The sequence below is a fragment of the Spirosoma flavum genome (assembly GCF_042686045.1).
Classification (GTDB): Bacteria; Bacteroidota; Bacteroidia; order Cytophagales; family Spirosomataceae; genus Spirosoma; species Spirosoma flavum.
Map to the genome: position 1 here is coordinate 104786 of NZ_JBHUOM010000012.1, position 17092 is coordinate 121877.

Here is a 17092-nt window from a genome sequence, read left to right on the forward strand (position 1 = left end):
GGTTCGTCAATGGGTCTGCGGCTGAATGATCTGGTATTTGCCACTCAAGTGCATGAGACCGAACAGATACATTATCCCATCGTAGTACGGATCGAAATAGCCATCGTCGAAAGGCTCCAGTTTCGCCTTCCACAAGGCATGCACAAAATCGAGACTGTTCTTCTCTTTGCTAATCAGTGACAGCGTCGCCGATGTTGACACAAGGCCAATGGAGTGCCGGAGCTTTTTCACTGGTCCCGCCTGAAGAATGAACTCAGGGCGAGAGCCATCAAGGTTAAATTGATCGTCATAGGTGTCCATCCCTTTCGAGCGGAGAAAACCCTGAAAACGCTTGGCGTAATCTTCCTGCCAGGCTTTGTCTTTGCCGGACCAAGTATAATCCATCGCAATATTCATCGGCACACGCCACGAATCGTACCGAAACGCTGAGGGCGACCAGCGGGTATCGTGGGGTTTCCCGCTAAACTCCGTGTAATCGGCATTCAGGCCAGTGACGGGGTGACAGGCCCGGTGCAGAAACACCCGCGACGTATCAGCGCATGCTTTGTAGAACTGTTCATGACCGTCTTTGGCATAGGCTGTCCAAACCTCGTAAAAGGCCGGCAGGTGGTAGGACGGATCGGTCCAGTTATAGTTGCTGCCTTCGGGCACAAACGAAATCTGCTTGTGCTCCGTATTGATGAGGTTGTAGATGTTGCCCGTTCCATCTTTCTTCCACATCGCATCCAGAATCCGCCGGGCTTCTCCGTAGTAATTGATGCCGGTATTGTTTCCCCATTTGTTGGCGGCAAACAGCAGGCTGGTAATGTAATACAACTCGCCATCCGAAGCCGACCCTTCGGAGTTCTTCTTCATTGTCTGGGCGTTGATGCTCCAGGCAAAATACGCTTCTCGGGGGCCGCTCTGGTGTTGAAGGTATTTTTTCGACCAGCGCCAGATCCGATCAAACACGTCTTTTTTATCAAGCTGTACGGCAATCATCATCCCGTAGGAAAGACCTTCTGTGCGGGCATCGTGATTTTTCACATCCGATACGTAAGCCATGGTATCACCGACCTCGAAATAGACCTTATTGGGTCCTTCAAACACATCGTAATACGCTTGTTTAACTTTCTTATCAATGGCTGCCTGACCATAGCCCGCTTCCCGAAACAGATTCCGGCATTTAGCTGACTGAAACGCCGTTGTATTTTTTTGAGCTGTAGCCAGATCCACCGTCATTAAACAAATCAGGGTAAGCATTGGCAACAACCAATGCTTACCAGAAAGTGGGTAGCCTGTCAACGTCTTTTTCAATTTATGTGCGCTTAAACTGCTTTAGTTCAACCTTTAACCCCGTCCCCTGCAGGGGTGAGCACGCTGAGTCCCTGTAGGGGACGGGGTTTAGAAATGCCTATTCCTTTTCCTGCTTTTATTTGAACAGCAACGGAGCCATCTCGTGCAGGCTACGACGCCAGGTCTGGAACTCGTGACCTGTTTTCTCGGAAACATACGAAACCGCATTGTAACCGGCAGCTTTTAGATCTGTAGCCGACTTATTGACGCCATCGGGCCTCTCTTTACTGCCGCAGCTAATGAAAACAAGCTTTGGCTTCGCCTTGCCGCTGAGGTCGTCCGGCGCATAAACACCACCGCTGAGCAGGCCGTAATAACCAAATACGTCCGGCTTATTGAGGGTAATCGTTTTGGTTTCCATGCCACCCATCGACAGGCCCGCCATAGCCCGATTGTCCCGGTTGGCCAGCGTGCGGAAGTTGGCATCAACATACGGAATCAGTTCGTCGACCAGAACCGTCTGAAAGGGGTCGATCTTAAATTCTTTCATTTTGCCCCATTTCACCTCGTTGGTCATCCCGTAGGTCATCACGATGATGAAAGGCTTAATTTTGCCTTCCGCGATCATGTTGTCCATAATCAGGTTCGCATGCCCCTGGTTACTCCAGGCCGTTTCGTCCTCGCCCCAGCCATGTTGCAGGTAAAGCACCGGATATTTTTTCGACTTATCGGTCGAGTAGCCCGGTGGTGTATACACGAAAGCCCGGCGCGATGTATTGGTGCTCTTAGAGGGGAAAAGTACCTGCTGTACGTTACCGTGGGACACCTCCTTCAGGGCGTAAAAGTCCTGATCATGAGCGGGAATTTCGATACCACTCTCCCACCGGACGGAGCCGTAGTAATTCAGGGCACCAGGATCGTTGAACTTGCCACCATCAATCGTTACGTTATAATAATGAAAGCCTTCATCCATCGGTCCTGCCGTCGTACCGGTCCAGAAGCCCTCCTCCCCTTTTGTGAGGAGGGTTCCTCCTTTTCCGCCCAGCCCCAGACTCACTCGAACACTATCGGCTTTGGGCGCCTTTACACGGAATCGCGCGTAACCCTGTGAGTTTACCTGCGGGTACTCCTGCCCCGGCTGGTTCAACGTGGATGGTTTAAAATCCTCCACTACCGCCGGTGGACTTGTCTGCGAGAAACTGGTTACGCTGGTTATTGTGGCTAACACGAATACAGCTATTGTTTTGAAAATCATTCGCTTAATGGTTTAGATGGTAAAAATTAACGGTTTGGAATTTATTGTACTTAAGGGCATGCACTAGTTAAATAGCTCCTGCAAGGTGGTTGCCAGATAGTGCTTGCAGTTCATCCAGGTATGACCACCGGGAACGATGTAGCTCTTCAGTTTAATCTTTTTGTCCTCGAACATCGCCATGTTCTTTTTCACCGATTCGAACAGAAAATCGTCGGTGCCTACGCTGATGGTGAATAATTTCAATTGACTGTTGATTTTATTCGCGTCGGGCGACCAGTTGGCAAAGTTTTTTTGAAATTCTTCGGTAGTTGTGAACGGCGCATACGAACAGATATAAGCAAACTTGTCAGTATTGGTCAGACCAATGTTCAGGGTTTGTCCGCCCCCCACCGAAAAGCCTGCTACAGCCCGGCCTTTGCTTTCCATAATCACCGGGTAATTGGCGTCAATGAACGGTACAATGTCGGCGACCATGTCTTTAGTGAAGTCGGGCATCGGGCTAGGGCGCACATTGCCGTAGGGCATAACAATGATCATGGGTTTGGCTTTGCCCTGCGCAATCAAATTGTCGGCAATCAGGTTGGCACGCCCAACTTTAGTCCATGTTTCTTCCGTATCGGAGCCGCCGTGAATCAGATACAGCACCGGGTATTTGGTTTTGCCGTTAGCCTTAAAACCGGGCGGGGTATAAACCAGTAACTGCCGGGTGGTACCTAGCGTACCTGACTTGTAGTAACGATAGCTGACTTTTCCATGCGGTACGTTCTGGAGCGAATGAATTAGCGGCTGATCGCCCGGCACATCGACGATGCTCCGTTTAAAGCGTTCATTGGCAAAAATGTGTGTGTTGTTCGGATCGGCAATCTGAACGCTATCGACGGTGAAACTATACGGATAAATATCGGGTTTAACGGGCGGCACTGTCACGCTCCAGATGCCCGATGTATCTTTGGTCAGGGCAACGGTGGCCTTCAGGAACTCTCCATTCAGCGTCACCTTCTGAGCTTTGCGCGAAAAGTAGGTGAACGTAATGCTATGGTCGGGGTGTACCTCGGGCGAACTAATGGACGGTGGCCGCTGAGCAATTACCGCTATCGAAAAAAACAGGAGAGCGGGAAGCAGGCTTAATTTATGTTTCATGAGGATAGGCGCGTTAGCGGAAAAGTAGTGGAGTGGTTTCGGCAACGTACCTCTTAACGTTCATCCAGGTATGACCGCCATCGGTAATCAGACTTTTGTAGTTTACCTTCTTCGCTTTCAGGTAATCCATAAATTCGACCGTCCCTTTGTACAGAAAATCGTCGCTTCCCACGCTCACCCACAGCAATTTTAACTGCCTATTCGTATTGTCTGGACTACTACCTATCTGCGGAAAGCCCTTGTCCATTTCGGCGGGCGATAGATACGAACTGTAGCTGCATACCCACGCAAACTTGTCCATGTTACCAAAAGCCGCCCGGAGTGTTTGCCCACCCCCGCGTGAGAACCCGCCGATAGCCCGGCTGTTTTTGTTCGCAATGGCGCGGTAGTTCTTCTCCACATATGGGATTACCTTACTTATCAGGTCATTCCCGAAGTCATTAGCTCGTTTGACCGCATCATCTCCATCGCGGACGGTCGGGTCGGCAGGTTTGGCACCACCTTTTTGTTCGGCAAGTCGGGCTGCGATATTACCATACGGCATGATAATAATCATGGGTTTGGCTTTGCCTTCGGCAATCAGATTGTCCAGAATCAGATTCGTTCGGCCTACTTTGAAGAAGGTTTCTTCAGTATCCGTCGTCCCGCTGATGAGGTAGTAAACCGGGTAGGTCTGGGACGGATTTTTATCGTACCCCGGTGGCGTATAGACCACCAACGAACCTGTGGTTCCCTCGAGCGATGGGTAGTACTCGTAGTTGACCGAACCATGCGGTACGTCTTTCATGGCATGAACCAACGGCGTTTCGCCGGGCACATCGACCAAGCTAGCTTTGAAACGTTCGTTCGGAAAAAACGCTACGTTGGCCGGGTCCATGACGGTAATGCCATCGACTTGAAAGCTATAGGGGTAGATGTCAGGTTTGACGGGCGGCACCGTCACGCTCCATATACCCTGTGCATCTTTGGACATAGGCATGGGTGCTTTTTCAAACTGAGCACTCAGCTTTACGTCGCTGGCAGCCGGAGCCAGATAACGAAACGTAACGGATTTGTCGGCGTTCACCTGGGGCGACACCACCAGCGGGCCACGGGGCGGTTGGGCTATTGCCATGTTGAACAGACAGATCATGGCGCAGAAGATCCATAATCGATTTGTTAGTTGTTGGTTCATAAATGATTAAGGTTTAGGGGTAATGTGTTTACGGATTTTTTATGACAGGATGAACAGTATTTTTCAGGCAATAGAAATCCTGTTCATCCTGTCAATCCTGTCAGAAAAATTTTCTACACTCACTGGGTAATAATGTCAACTTCTGCATAGCCCGATGCCGAATCTTCCTGCGTATTTTTCAAAGCACGCAATTTGATGTATCGGGCTTTGGTGGGTTCAAACGTTTTGGTTTGCCAGAAAGGATTGTTCTTAATGTTTGAAAATTCGCCTTCGCTTACCCGTTTCCAGCTTGCGTTATCGGCTGAAACCTCAAATTGGTATTGCGTGATGATGCTTGCCTCTTCCCACCAGTTCTGGGCAGGCAAATACTTGAAACCCGCCAGGTTTTCTTCCTTTCCCAAATCAATGATCAAGTCCGCAGGCATCGGTTGGCTTTTATTTTGATGCCAGGACGTAGCCGAATTTCCATCTACAACCTGGTACGCCGACTTCGCGTCAGTGCTCACGATTTTCCAGGCGGTGCGGGCTATATCAAACTTTTCTTCGCTGACGATGCTGCTTTGTTTCGTGAACGGATTATAGGCTATCGCCTTAATGGCTACTTTGCCGTTACCAGTTTTTACAGGAGTCGTGTACCGGTTAGCCGTTGCTGTTGGCGTACGTCCATCGAGTGTATAATACAACTCAGATTCGGTATCGCCTGGCTTGATATGAATAGTACCAGTCTGGTCACGGGTGATCATGGGGGGCGTTAAAATCAGTGGAGCTTTATAGACTTCGACATTTGAAATTAACGGGCAACTTTTTGCGTCGAGGATAGTCAGCCGCAGTTGGGTGGCTTCCACGGTCGGAAACCGGAGAATACGTTTATACCCAATTGTCGTTTCTTTGGCAATTTCTTTCCAGCTACCATCGACAAAAGCCTCCACGGTAAAGGCTTTGACCCGTTGCCCCAACCGGATGGGTTCCTGCACCAGAAAACGATTAAAAGCGGTAGGTTTAGCGAATTGTAGCGTCAACGATGCGTTACGAACGACATCATCCGTAGCCCAATAGCTTTCTTTATCGGCGTCAATGGCTTTACTGGCATCGTAAGTCGAGTTTTTTCCTCGTGTGTGTGAGGCCACAGCCTGGGCATTTTTGGTCAGATTTAGCGCAAAGGCTTCTTTGGTGGCTTTGGCAAAGGCCTGTACGGCTTTTTCGTCCTTCTCGTTAATCAGCCCATTGGGCATGATCGGAAAATTGAGCAATAGCGTAGCATTTCGACCAATGGAGTTGTAATAAAGATCCATTAGTTGGGGCAACGTTTTTACTTTTTTGTCTTCCCGCTCGTGGTAAAACCATTCAGGACGAATGGAGGTATTTACTTCGCCGGGTACCCAGGCATTTCCATTTTCTACGCCGTAGCGCAGCATTTGCTCAGGCACATCGCCGGTTGAGTTTAATAAACTCCAGTTGGTCTCACCTACATACCCGGCTTCGGTACCAACCCAACGCAGGTCGGCCCGATCACCACCGTCATTCCAGATAACAAGTTTGGGTTGGAGTTTGCGAACAAGTTTGTAGGTGTTGGGCCAGTCGTAATACGTTTTAGAGTTGATTTTACGAGTTTCGTTGGCTCCGCCATAATAGCCGGACCCGCCGTTGGCTCCGTCAAACCAGACTTCAAAAATGTCACCGTAGTTGGTCAACAATTCCTGCAACTGGTTGCGGAAGTATGTGATGTATTCGGGTTTCCCATAGTCGGCATGGTTTCTGTCCCAGGGCGACAGGTACACACCGAATTTCAATCCATATTCTTTGCAGGCATCGGCCATATCCCGCACGATGTCGGCCTTCCCGTTTCGCCAGGGAATATTTTTTACAGAGTACTCGGTGTATTTCGAGGGCCAAAGGCAGAATCCACTATGGTGTTTAGCCGTAAAAATGATACCTTTCATACCGGCCTCTTTACAAATACGGGCCCATTGTCTACAATCCAGTTTTGTAGGATTAAATAGCTTGGGGTCTTCATTACCCAAGCCCCAGGCCATATCGGTATAGGTATTTATCGAAAAATGGATGAAGGCATAGTATTCCATTTTTTGCCAACGCAGTTGGTTTTCGCTGGGTAGGGGGCCAACGGGTTGGGGGGGTGTTGACTGTGCAAATCCAGCAAGACCAGTCAGCAGATAAATCGCCAGTCGAATGAGTAAAGATTTAGGCATTATAAGCAGGAGTTAGGCATTATCAGCTTAAAGAAAGTTCGAATATACCCGGACGGAGCGGGTCAAAAAGTAGCGGTAGATACGTTTGCCAAAGGCTTGCACATTACTCCGTCGCGGTTGGTTTATAGCCCAGCAGCGCGAGCATCTGTGCCGCGTAGCGTTTCCCCAATTCTCTATATCCGGCGGCATTGAAGTGCAGGTTATCGGCCGAATCGGTACAACCCGCCGAAGAAATGACGTGTGCATTTTTGATGGTTTGCGGGAGTGTGGCAATGATCTTGTTCATACTCGCGCAAATGCCTTCCTGATCGGCATTCACCGTTTCTCCGGCCAGCAGCGGCACTTTTTTCGGTTTTAGATCCAGGTCGTGCATCAGGTTATCGTACACCACCCTGACCTTTTCGGTCCACAGCGTATCGTTGGTATTCGACTCACCCTGATGCAACAGAATGCCTTTTATCACCCCGTCTTTTTGGGCCAGTTTTGCCATCTCGACCAATCGGGCGTATGGGTTTCCGTCATAATCCTTGAGCATGTTCTTCATCCAGCCCGGTACATTGGCGGTGTATGACTCGTAATGGTCTTTATCGAATAGCTCAATTTTACAGCCACCCACAGCCACATTGATGACGCCAACCCGGACTTTCTCAGGAAGATTAGCGACCAATTCACGACCAAAATAATCGGCGGGAGTCAGGCCGGTCCGGCACCGGCACAATGGCGGAATAGCGGTATACCATTGTCCCATTGTCCGGCCTAAATCGGGGCAGTTTACGGCCTCCATTACCTGAAACCGGCTGTTCACATTAACTGTATCCTGCGGTTCAATTTTGGCGTTTCCTTCCATGTTGGATTGCCCGAAACAGAGGAAAATGTAAAAGTTTTTGTCCTGTGCAGAAGCGTTCAGACCCCAAAGCAGTAAGCTAAGAAGAAGCGTAGCGGCTGAATAATTCTTTTTCATAAAGGGTAAGAGATAGGTTGTCGAAGAGATTGAGCTGAGAGTTAATTTCTGGCTGATTGCGAAATGGTGTCGGTAATTCGGAAATAATCGAAGTCTGCGTACCCGCCCGTCTGTTGAGTGGCATAGTTGAACAGACCAAATCGGTAACCCATAAAATGCGGGATGGTGTAAGGCATTTTCAGCGACTCGCCAATGGGTTGCCACGCTTTACCGTCGAGGCTGTAGAAGAAATGAGCCGTGTCCTTCCGGTCCCTGAAATCGCATTCCGCCTTGACATAAACCATATTTTGCGTAAGCGGAAAGCCTTGTACCTCAATTGGTTTACCCGATGCCGCGCTAACCATGACTACAGAACGCTTACCATTCATAACCTTGACGCCAACCAGACCGTAGTTTTTCTGTAAGAGACTCAATCCGGCGAAATCGCCCTCTTTCATATTGGATACATCGAAGGCGGTAGACCCCGACGATTCCGGGCCAATGGTTCGCTGCGTCAGGGTGTTTCTGGCCAGCACAAACGACGTATCGGTACGTCCGGTTTTCAGCCGTAGATAGCCTTTCCGTTCCGTAACGGACCAGAGCTGGTTATCAGGATTATGGTTCCATTGCCATACCAGCGGCAGTGCCGACTCCCCTTTCTTCCGTGTAAATTCGTCGGAGGCCACAATACCGGGTATCAACCCTTTGTTGGCCGGCAGGTCGAGCGTTTCGGGTGCTTTTCCATTGACGCCCAGTACGGGCCAGCCATCTTCCCAGTTGACGGGAACCAGATACGGAATGCGCCCGACTCCACCAAAATCACGAAAAAGGTAGGCGTACCATTTCCCATCCGGCGTATCAATCAGGCCACCCTGTGCTACGCCCAAATCCTGAAAGCCGATTCGGCCTTCCCAGGGACCTGTAATCTTATTCGCCCGGTGAATCACGACTGTACGCATCCCTCCTCTGGGCCAGGTTATGTTGAACAGGTAATAGTTACCCTTCACCTTAAATAATTGAGACCCTTCGGCGGGCAGGCCCCCTCCGGTGCCAGACGTCGTACTGGCGTTGTCAATAATGACCTGTTCGGTCGTACCGGGTTTTATACCGGAAACATCAGCATTCAGTTCAATCAGCCGGAGTTTGCCCGCGCCGTAAATCATATATACCCGACCGTCATCGTCGAAAAATAGGCTATGGTCATGATAGGACGGTTTAAACGACGTCTCTTTCCAGGGCTCTTTCTCGATGTCATTGGTCGTATAGACATAGGTTTTGCCAGTAGTCTGGGCGAAGGTGGTCACGTAGTACATACCGTTGTGATGCCGCAGACTACTGGCCCATGACCCTCGTCCGTAGGTGCTTTTGCCATTGGTCAGATTCAGTGCATCCACATTGGCCAGCGTATCATAAGCATAACCAACCAATTGCCAGTTTACTAAATCTTTCGACTTCATAATGGGTAGGCCCGGACTCATGTGCATGGTCGTACTGCTCATGTAGTACGTATTACCCACCCGGATCATGGACAGGTCGGGTACATCAGCAAACAGGATAGGATTATGTGCCTTTTGCGCCCTTGCCGTGAATTGCATCAGCAGCAGCGTAACCGCCATCAAACCCAATTGGAAAAACGATTTTTTCATGGCAGATAATTTGTGACAGATTTTCTGAGGTTACTGCAGTGGTCCTATTAGTTCAATAAAATTCCCATCGGGGTCTTGCACGAATACAAAGTGTGCTTTCGCATTCAAGGGCGTAGGCGTGCTACCTAAAAAGGGTATTTTCATTTGGGTCAATCGGTCAATGACGGGTTGCAAAGCTTTTACCTGAATGGTGATGTACTGCATGCCCGTATCGTCCTGAATGACTTTCGGCTTCGGGTGTGCGGCTTTTTTGCCAAAGCTCATCAGCTTCCAGTCGGTGGCTTCGGGGCTGTTTTCGAGTTTCAGAATAGTTACGTCCGTCGCAACGCCATTGGTCAGACCCGAGCGTTTGCCAAAATCTTCGTTGATGGTAAAGCTGCTCGTTCTGACCATACCGATGCCGTTGACATAAAATTCCAGCGACCGTTCGAGGTCGGCGACAACAACCCCCACGCCAATGACTTTACTGCTGAAATTGGATTGAGCATACGAACTCAGCATGCATCCAAACACTAATAGTGTTATTTTGACACATTTATAGGCAGTCATCACAATTTCATTCATGTTGAAAAGAATTATTCGTTAGTGCGTTACTAGTCTGATTTGATTAAAGCGAGGTGTGCTCTTCCCACTTTGGGATACGATTTTCAACGTTATCACCTCGTTACCGTCTGCTTTCAACCGGAGCATTTTCCCCTGATTGGCCAGGATTTCGGCAGGCTTTTCATTCACTAGAAAGCTCCCAAACTCTGGCGTTATATCATCTAGAGCAGTAATATCAATATATTTACCCGCCAGTTCCTCGTTCTGTAATTGGTAGGATATATACCCCCGGGTACGTCGCCAGAACAGATCGTCGTCATACCCCGCATCGCTCTTCTCACCCTTGTAGGCGTGATCGACTTCGGGCTGCTGTTCACCACAATTCACGTTGTCGACTGTGTTGGCTTCCAGAGCGATAGCCTCCGCTTCCTGCAGTTTCAACCGGACTTGCTGCTCGTCGAAGGAGGCTTTGGAAAAGGTCTGGAAATACATCTGATAGCGGGCATCATGAACTTCGTAGAACGGTTGCAACGTCAGCGTGTCCAGGCTAAATCGCAGCTTATCTATTGGTTTTATCTGCGACAGATACGTTGCCGGGTCACCCACCAGCGCGTAGGCATTGGTGAGCGGGTATAGTTTGCCTTTTGTTTCATGGCCCATCCGACTGTCATCGGCAAATAGCCCTTTTAGGTCTGCTGTTGAGGTTTTAGCGGCCAGCACGATGGGACCATGCACAAAAGCGGCCCAATTTGAGCCATCGGGCAACTGTTCCAGGTAGGTGGTGGTTGCAAAGCGCACCGTCACTTTGTCGCCCGATTTCCATTTTCGCGAAATGGCTACATAACTTGAGGGTTTGCCATCAACGGGATGCGTTTTCCCATTGACCAGCACCTCCAGGTCCTTAGCCCATTTAGGATAGCGGATGTGTAAAGAAAATTCCTGTGGTTTTGTGAGTTCGACGATCAGTTCTGACTCATTTTGATAGGGAAATTCGGTGCGTTGGGTAAGCCGAATTTTATTGGTAGTCCAGTTTACCGTCGACGGAACAAACAGGTTGACAAAGAGATCTTTTTCCGAATGACTGTAGATCAGCTCGCCGTATTTGGTGTGATTTTCCAGACCCGACCCCACGCAGCACCACATGCTGGTTTCGGGCTGAGAATACACCCGATAGTGGTTAGGCCGAATGGGCGTAAAATAGACAAACCCGCCCTTTTCGGGATGTTGACTCGACAGAATGTGGTTGTATAGTGTTCGCTCGTAATAATCGAGGTAGCTCACATCGTTCTTATCCAGAAACAGGGCTTTGCTCAACCGGAGCATGTTAAACGAGTTACACGTTTCGGGGCCCTGATTCGATCTTAACAGTTGACTGAAATCGGTTGTCGGGTTGAAATGCTCACGCACGCTATTGCCACCAAAGGCCACACTACGGGTTTGCGCCACATTCTGCCAGAAGAACATAGCGGCCTCCGACCAGTCGGCTTTGCCCGTCAAGGTGGCGATTTTCTCGAACCCGATCACTTTTGGAATCTGGGTGTTGGCGTGAAGGCCGGTCAACTTATCCTGTTTGTCGATCAACGGATTCAGCAACGCACGATGTGAAATTTGCTGCGCCGTTTCAAGGTATTTTTTGTCGTTGGTGAGGATGTACAGATCGGCAAATGTTTCGTTAAGGCCACCATGTTCAGTGCGTAGTACCTGTTGAATCTGCTCATCTGACAGAGGTTTGATTAGCTCAATGAACCAATCGCCCAGACCAATCAGTACCTGCTTCGCCTGTTTATTGCCGGCATACTCGTAAGCGTCACGCAACCCGGCAAACAGCTTGTGAATATTGTACAGCGGCACCCATGTATTGTTCAGCCCGAAGCTGCTGCCATCAATATCGCCTTTATGAATACGCTCCCAGAATACCTTGCCCTGCGGAATACCGCCAACGTACCCATTGCCATTTTTTGCCTGACAGCGGGCCAGTTCGGCCACCATATAATCCAGCCGCTTTTTCAGTTCGGCATTGCCGGTCGAGGCATGCATCATCGCCAGCGCCGACAGGTAATGCCCGCCGATATGACCATCCAGCCCTGAGCTTTCCCAGTTGCCGTAGCGTGGGGCTTTTACCGGCAATCCGGCATCGATCAGGTACGGAGCCAGCAGTTTATCCGGGTTCAGTGCCAGTATATACTTCAGGTCAACATCCTGCGCATTCTTGAAGGGACCGCCTGCTAATCTCACCTCCTGTAAGGCAAACGGCTGCATCTGAGCCAGGGCCGTGGAGCTGAGCAGAACGAAGCAAGCGATATGGAATACGTTCGTTTTCAAGGGTAATGCTATGTTTTACAATCCAGTGGTAACCAAATCTGCTACGTTTATTTTTTAAACATCGGATCATCCCCTGCATATTTCAGGTACTGGAATGAGGCCGAATTCTTGCTGGCTTCCCCCGACGACGTAGCGTACAGACCATATACGCATCCGATAAAGCCACCCGATACTTTTGTGCTCAGGAATTTACCATCTACCTTGTCTTTCAGCAAGTTCCAGTTTTTCGAATCGGTGGAATAATGGAACGAATAGCTATCCCCCTGCGAAGCGATACGTAGGCCTACTTTGCCCGCTTTGGCATCCAGCGGCACTTCGGTCAGCAATTCCATCTCTTGTGATCGTGGCTTGCTTTTATAGAGTTGCAGCATGTCCTTGTCCTGGACCTTCGATTTACACAGGAAGTAGAAATGGCCCTCGTCCTGTAAAATCACAAAACCGGCTCTTTCTTTGTCCGATTTGGGCGTAAACATTAACTCCGTTTCCGCCGTACTATAGAGGTGTTGCTGGCGTTTGCCGATGAACGAAGGATTGCCAGTCTCCATGATAGTTTCGGGCTTCAGTTTCAGTGTAAGCCCATCTTTCTTCGACAGTGAGTACGAATTTTTATCGTGGGTCCGCATAAACAAGAGCGCAGGATCAAGCGTCTTATCAAAAGTCAGCGTATAGGCGAAATTACCCGATTGCGGCAATGCGCCCTTTTGTTTAATTTCCTTATAATTAACTGGATAGCTGTACGAAATAGCCTTCTCGCCATGCTCGATCATTGGCCAGTCGTCTTTCCAGGTGACGGGCGCAATAAACGTTTCACGGCCTGTGTTGTAATAATCGCCTTCGTAGGGTCTTACCGCCAGAAAAATGCAATACATTTTCCCATCTGGTCCATCGACAAACTGAGCATGCCCCGCTGAGGTAATGGCGTCCTTCCGGTCGGCAGGTAATTCGCGTTGTGTCAGAATCGGATTACCCGCAAAAGGCACATAGGGGCCCCAAACATCTTTGCTCCGGAGCACCACCTCCGAATGGTTAACCGACGTACCGCCCTCGGCTGCGTAGAGGTAGTACCAGCCGTTCCGTTTCAAAATGTGCGGTCCTTCAACCCAGACGGGTTTTTTAGAAAGATCCACGCCACCGTTGACCAGTTGTTTTTCTTCCCCCACTACGGTCAATTTGCTATAGTCAAATTCATACATCCGAATGGTTCGGTGGCCCGAATACAGCGGCTTCCGGTCGGGGGCGTCGCTGTTATAGATAATGTAGGCTTTGTCGGTACTATCATCAAAATAGATGGATGGGTCGATGCCTTTGACCTGCGAGATTTTAACGGGATTGCTCCAAGGCCCTGCGGGATTTTTGGCCGTAACAACAAAGTTGCCGTCGTGATCGATATCGGTGCAGGTAACGTAGAATATTCCCTTGTAGTAGCTGATGCTGGGGGCAAAAAGGCCACGGGTTAGCCGCTCGCCCATGAAATCCATTTGTTCGGGGCGGCTAATCACATTACCGATTTGCTTCCAGTTTTTCAGGTCCTTGCTGTGCATCACCGGAATGCCGGGAAAGTAGGAAAACGTCGAATTGATCAGGTAGTAATCCGCCCCTACCTTCACGATGCTTGGATCGGGATAGAAGCCGGTCAGAATCGGATTAACTAAAGTGGTTTGAGCCGAAACCAGATGGCTCAATACCAGGCTAAATGCGGTGAAGAGAGACGTAAGAAGGCGATTTCTCATAAGGGTTTTCACGAACCCACCTTCGAAAAGCGTCGTTTTCTAGTAGATCGTCAACAGTTGAAAGATTGTTTGATAGGAAATTTATTGGTACTTTTTTGCTATTTTTATTGATAGTATGAAGTTTATCTGCACTGATACCCTTCTCAAAGGAAATTTTTTTAGAAAAAAGTACAAATTAATAGAAGCAGATGAACAAGCCATTTAGTGCGGAGCTTATTGAGGGCTTTCTGTATAAAATTGGAAACGGATTGCCGGGTTACATTCATTACTTCAGCAATCTCAGGTATGGATAGATTTTCGTAATAACGCAGATATAAGGCTTCCCGCTCACGGGCTGGTAACAAGGCTAGTTGGTCCTGAATCGTTTTCGTCAAACTGACCAATGTTTCCTGGCGTATTAGTAATGTTTCTGAATCTACGTCCTCCCCTACTGATGTATCCCAGCCCAGTTCGTCATAGTGCACCCGTTTTTGAGACCGCAAATAGAGGAGTATATGGTGTCGAATTGATTTAAGTAAATAATGTCTTACCGAGTCCGTTTCATTAATCTGTAAGCGATTTTGCCAGAGCTGTAAAAATAACTCCTGTATACAATCTTCGACCACTGCTCCATCGACCATGAATTTTTGGCCATAATGTTTCAGCATGCGATAATAGCGTTCAGCCAGCACTCCTAATGCCTGCTTATCCCCTGCGCGGAATAATTGCCATAACACATAATCGTCAGAAGTCATGAAGTTTAGGACTATATACGTAGATAAAAATAAGAAAAGATATAAATATACGCCAAATTGTGCAAAAGGAGTTTGCGTATGTCAAAATAGTAAGCCCGCTTCCCTTCGCTTTATCCATTGCTCTTTTAACTTGGGCACATCCGCATTATACTCATCAGAGAATAAAGCTGGAGCACCATTTTTAAGAATAACTCCACTGGATTCCAGTGGAGTTTTACTAGCTACTAAACCTATGATATAGCCTTTGTCGATCAGTATTAATGGTTTAAAGTTGGTTGTCTCAACTATCAAACTTGTGTACGGATCAATGTCAGTTACTTTTTTCGCCGGATAACGGCCAGTGCTTTAGCCACAATGGAAGCTGCTGTTAACCCATATTTCCCCATGATTTGGTCCGGCGGATGGCCAACTTGTTTCCATCCATGTGCAGTACGTTCCAACCAAAGACATCGTATTTTTTACCCAGATCCCGGTTGTTCAGCACTACGTCAGTCGGCCCATCGATCTGCTGGCCGTTGACATCAACAATCGCAATCAGGTTGTCTAGTCTCCGATGCGGAATAAACGCAGCCGCTTCTCAGATTTGCCCTTCCTGCTACTCGCCATTCCTATCAGGCGGTAGACCAGATGCGGGGGGAGGCTACGCCATGCACCATGCGCACGATATCCCGACGCACCTGCGAGGCTACTTTATCCAAAGAAATCGTTTTCATACGGCAGCGAATTGGCTTGCTTTTTATAATCACATAAGAATTTTATGTGGTGAGGTTGGTAGAATCAAGGCTAGATATACTGGTTGATAATGCTTTCAAGCCATTCCTGTTTGCCACTCCGTAGTTTAGGTTCGCCATTTTCGAAAGTATAGCTCCGCAAGTCTTCCAATGTCAGGCTGTTCTCTTCAAACGCTTTCCCCTGGCCACTGTCGAAGGAAGCATACCGCTCCTGACGAAATTTCAGGTAGTCAGAATCCTGCAAAATAGCGTCGGCTACAATGAACGAACGAGCGAAGGCATCCATGCCACCAATGTGCGCTACGAACAAATCCTCCAGATCGGTCGAATTTCGGCGCACCTTTGCATCGAAATTAATACCGCCGGCTTTGATGCCACCTACCTGATGAATGACTAGGGCCGCTTCCACCAGTTCATAAAGATTGATCGGAAACTGGTCGGTATCCCAGCCATTCTGGTAATCGCCCCGGTTCGCATCGATGCTCCCTAGCATCCCGGCATCGGCAGCTACCTGTAATTCATGGTCAAACGTATGACCCGCCAGTGTCGCGTGGTTCACTTCGATATTCAACTGAAAATCCTTGTCCAGACCATACTGACGCAAAAAACCAATGACCGTAGCGGCATCGTAATCGTACTGGTGTTTAGTCGGCTCCATCGGTTTGGGTTCGATGAAGAACGTACCAGTAAAGCCCTGCTTGCGGGCGTAATCGCGAGCAATAGTCAGGAACTTAGCCAGATGCTCGACTTCCCGCTTCATATTGGTGTTTAGCAGCGACATATAGCCTTCCCGCCCACCCCAGAAAACGTAGTTTTCACCCCCCAGCGCGATGGTCGCGTCGATAGCATTTTTTACCTGCGTACCGGCGTAAGCCAACACCGCGAAATCCGGGTTTGTCGACGCCCCGTTCATATAGCGCGGGTTTGAGAATACGTTGGCTGTACCCCATAGTAGCTTCACTCCACTCGCCTGCTGCTTCTGCTTACCGTACTCGACAATCGTCTGCAAGCGGCTTTCATACTCAGTTGCTGATCCACCTTCATCAACTAAATCGATGTCATGGAAACAATAGTAAGGCGCATCGATTTTGGTAAAGAACTCGAAGGCCGCGTCCATTTTCAGGCGCGCCCGTACATTAGCATCGTTATCCTGATCCCAAGGAAAAACACGCGTACCGGGCCCGAATGGATCGCCACCGGTTCCGCAGAAGGTATGCCAGTAACTGATGGCAAAGCGCAGTTGCTCGCGTAGAGTTTTCCCTCCGAGGACCAGATCGGGATTATACCATTTGAAAGCTAATGGATTTTTAGAATTAAGGCCTTCGTAGGCAATGGCCCCAATTCCTTTGAAATATTCCTGATCGCCCAGCGTAATACGTGACATGTTTTGGTAAT

The 17092-nt window shown here is 48.9% G+C and carries 13 protein-coding genes; all 13 read right to left on the reverse strand.

Translation table 11 applies throughout. The annotated features are described in order from the left end of the window. Positions 1-6 precede the first annotated feature (6 nt). Positions 7-1296 carry a glycosyl hydrolase family 8 gene (locus tag ACFS25_RS15160; RefSeq protein WP_381502467.1) on the reverse strand — a complete coding sequence of 430 codons (1290 nt, stop codon included), beginning with the start codon at positions 1294-1296 and terminating at the stop codon, positions 7-9. Between the two features lie 115 nt (positions 1297-1411). Then, positions 1412-2530, reverse strand: coding sequence for an alpha/beta hydrolase (locus ACFS25_RS15165; RefSeq protein ID WP_381502469.1), 1119 nt, complete (start codon positions 2528-2530; stop codon positions 1412-1414). Between the two features lie 63 nt (positions 2531-2593). Beyond that, positions 2594-3670, reverse strand: coding sequence for an alpha/beta hydrolase (locus ACFS25_RS15170; protein WP_381502472.1), 1077 nt, complete (start codon positions 3668-3670; stop codon positions 2594-2596). Positions 3671-3683: 13 nt separating this feature from the next. After that, positions 3684-4802, reverse strand: coding sequence for an alpha/beta hydrolase-fold protein (locus ACFS25_RS15175; protein ID WP_381503081.1), 1119 nt, complete (start codon positions 4800-4802; stop codon positions 3684-3686). A 161-nt stretch (positions 4803-4963) separates the two neighbouring features. Further along, the gene (locus ACFS25_RS15180) at positions 4964-7051 is read right to left on the reverse strand and encodes an alpha-L-fucosidase (RefSeq protein ID WP_381502475.1); all 2088 of its coding nucleotides are present in this window, start codon (positions 7049-7051) and stop codon (positions 4964-4966) included. Positions 7052-7154: 103 nt separating this feature from the next. Beyond that, positions 7155-8012 carry a sialate O-acetylesterase gene (locus ACFS25_RS15185; protein ID WP_381502478.1) on the reverse strand — a complete coding sequence of 286 codons (858 nt, stop codon included), beginning with the start codon at positions 8010-8012 and terminating at the stop codon, positions 7155-7157. Between the two features lie 41 nt (positions 8013-8053). Continuing rightward, positions 8054-9637, reverse strand: a complete 1584-nt coding sequence (locus ACFS25_RS15190) for a glycoside hydrolase family 43 protein (protein ID WP_381502481.1) — start codon at positions 9635-9637, stop codon at positions 8054-8056. Positions 9638-9667: 30 nt separating this feature from the next. Further along, on the reverse strand, positions 9668-10201 hold the full coding sequence (locus tag ACFS25_RS15195) for a VOC family protein (protein ID WP_381502485.1): 534 nt from the start codon (positions 10199-10201) through the stop codon (positions 9668-9670). Between the two features lie 18 nt (positions 10202-10219). Further along, positions 10220-12502 carry a glycoside hydrolase family 127 protein gene (locus ACFS25_RS15200; RefSeq protein WP_381502490.1) on the reverse strand — a complete coding sequence of 761 codons (2283 nt, stop codon included), beginning with the start codon at positions 12500-12502 and terminating at the stop codon, positions 10220-10222. Positions 12503-12549: 47 nt separating this feature from the next. Beyond that, positions 12550-14232 (reverse strand): glycoside hydrolase family 43 protein, encoded by a 1683-nt coding sequence (locus tag ACFS25_RS15205; RefSeq protein ID WP_381502493.1) that lies wholly within the window; start codon positions 14230-14232, stop codon positions 12550-12552. A gap of 158 nt (positions 14233-14390) precedes the next feature. Then, positions 14391-14966 carry an RNA polymerase sigma factor gene (locus tag ACFS25_RS15210; protein WP_381502496.1) on the reverse strand — a complete coding sequence of 192 codons (576 nt, stop codon included), beginning with the start codon at positions 14964-14966 and terminating at the stop codon, positions 14391-14393. Between the two features lie 367 nt (positions 14967-15333). Continuing rightward, on the reverse strand, positions 15334-15528 hold the full coding sequence (locus ACFS25_RS15215) for a hypothetical protein (protein WP_381503084.1): 195 nt from the start codon (positions 15526-15528) through the stop codon (positions 15334-15336). Between the two features lie 221 nt (positions 15529-15749). Beyond that, the gene (gene xylA / locus ACFS25_RS15220; protein ID WP_381502499.1) at positions 15750-17081 is read right to left on the reverse strand and encodes a xylose isomerase; all 1332 of its coding nucleotides are present in this window, start codon (positions 17079-17081) and stop codon (positions 15750-15752) included. Positions 17082-17092 lie beyond the last annotated feature (11 nt).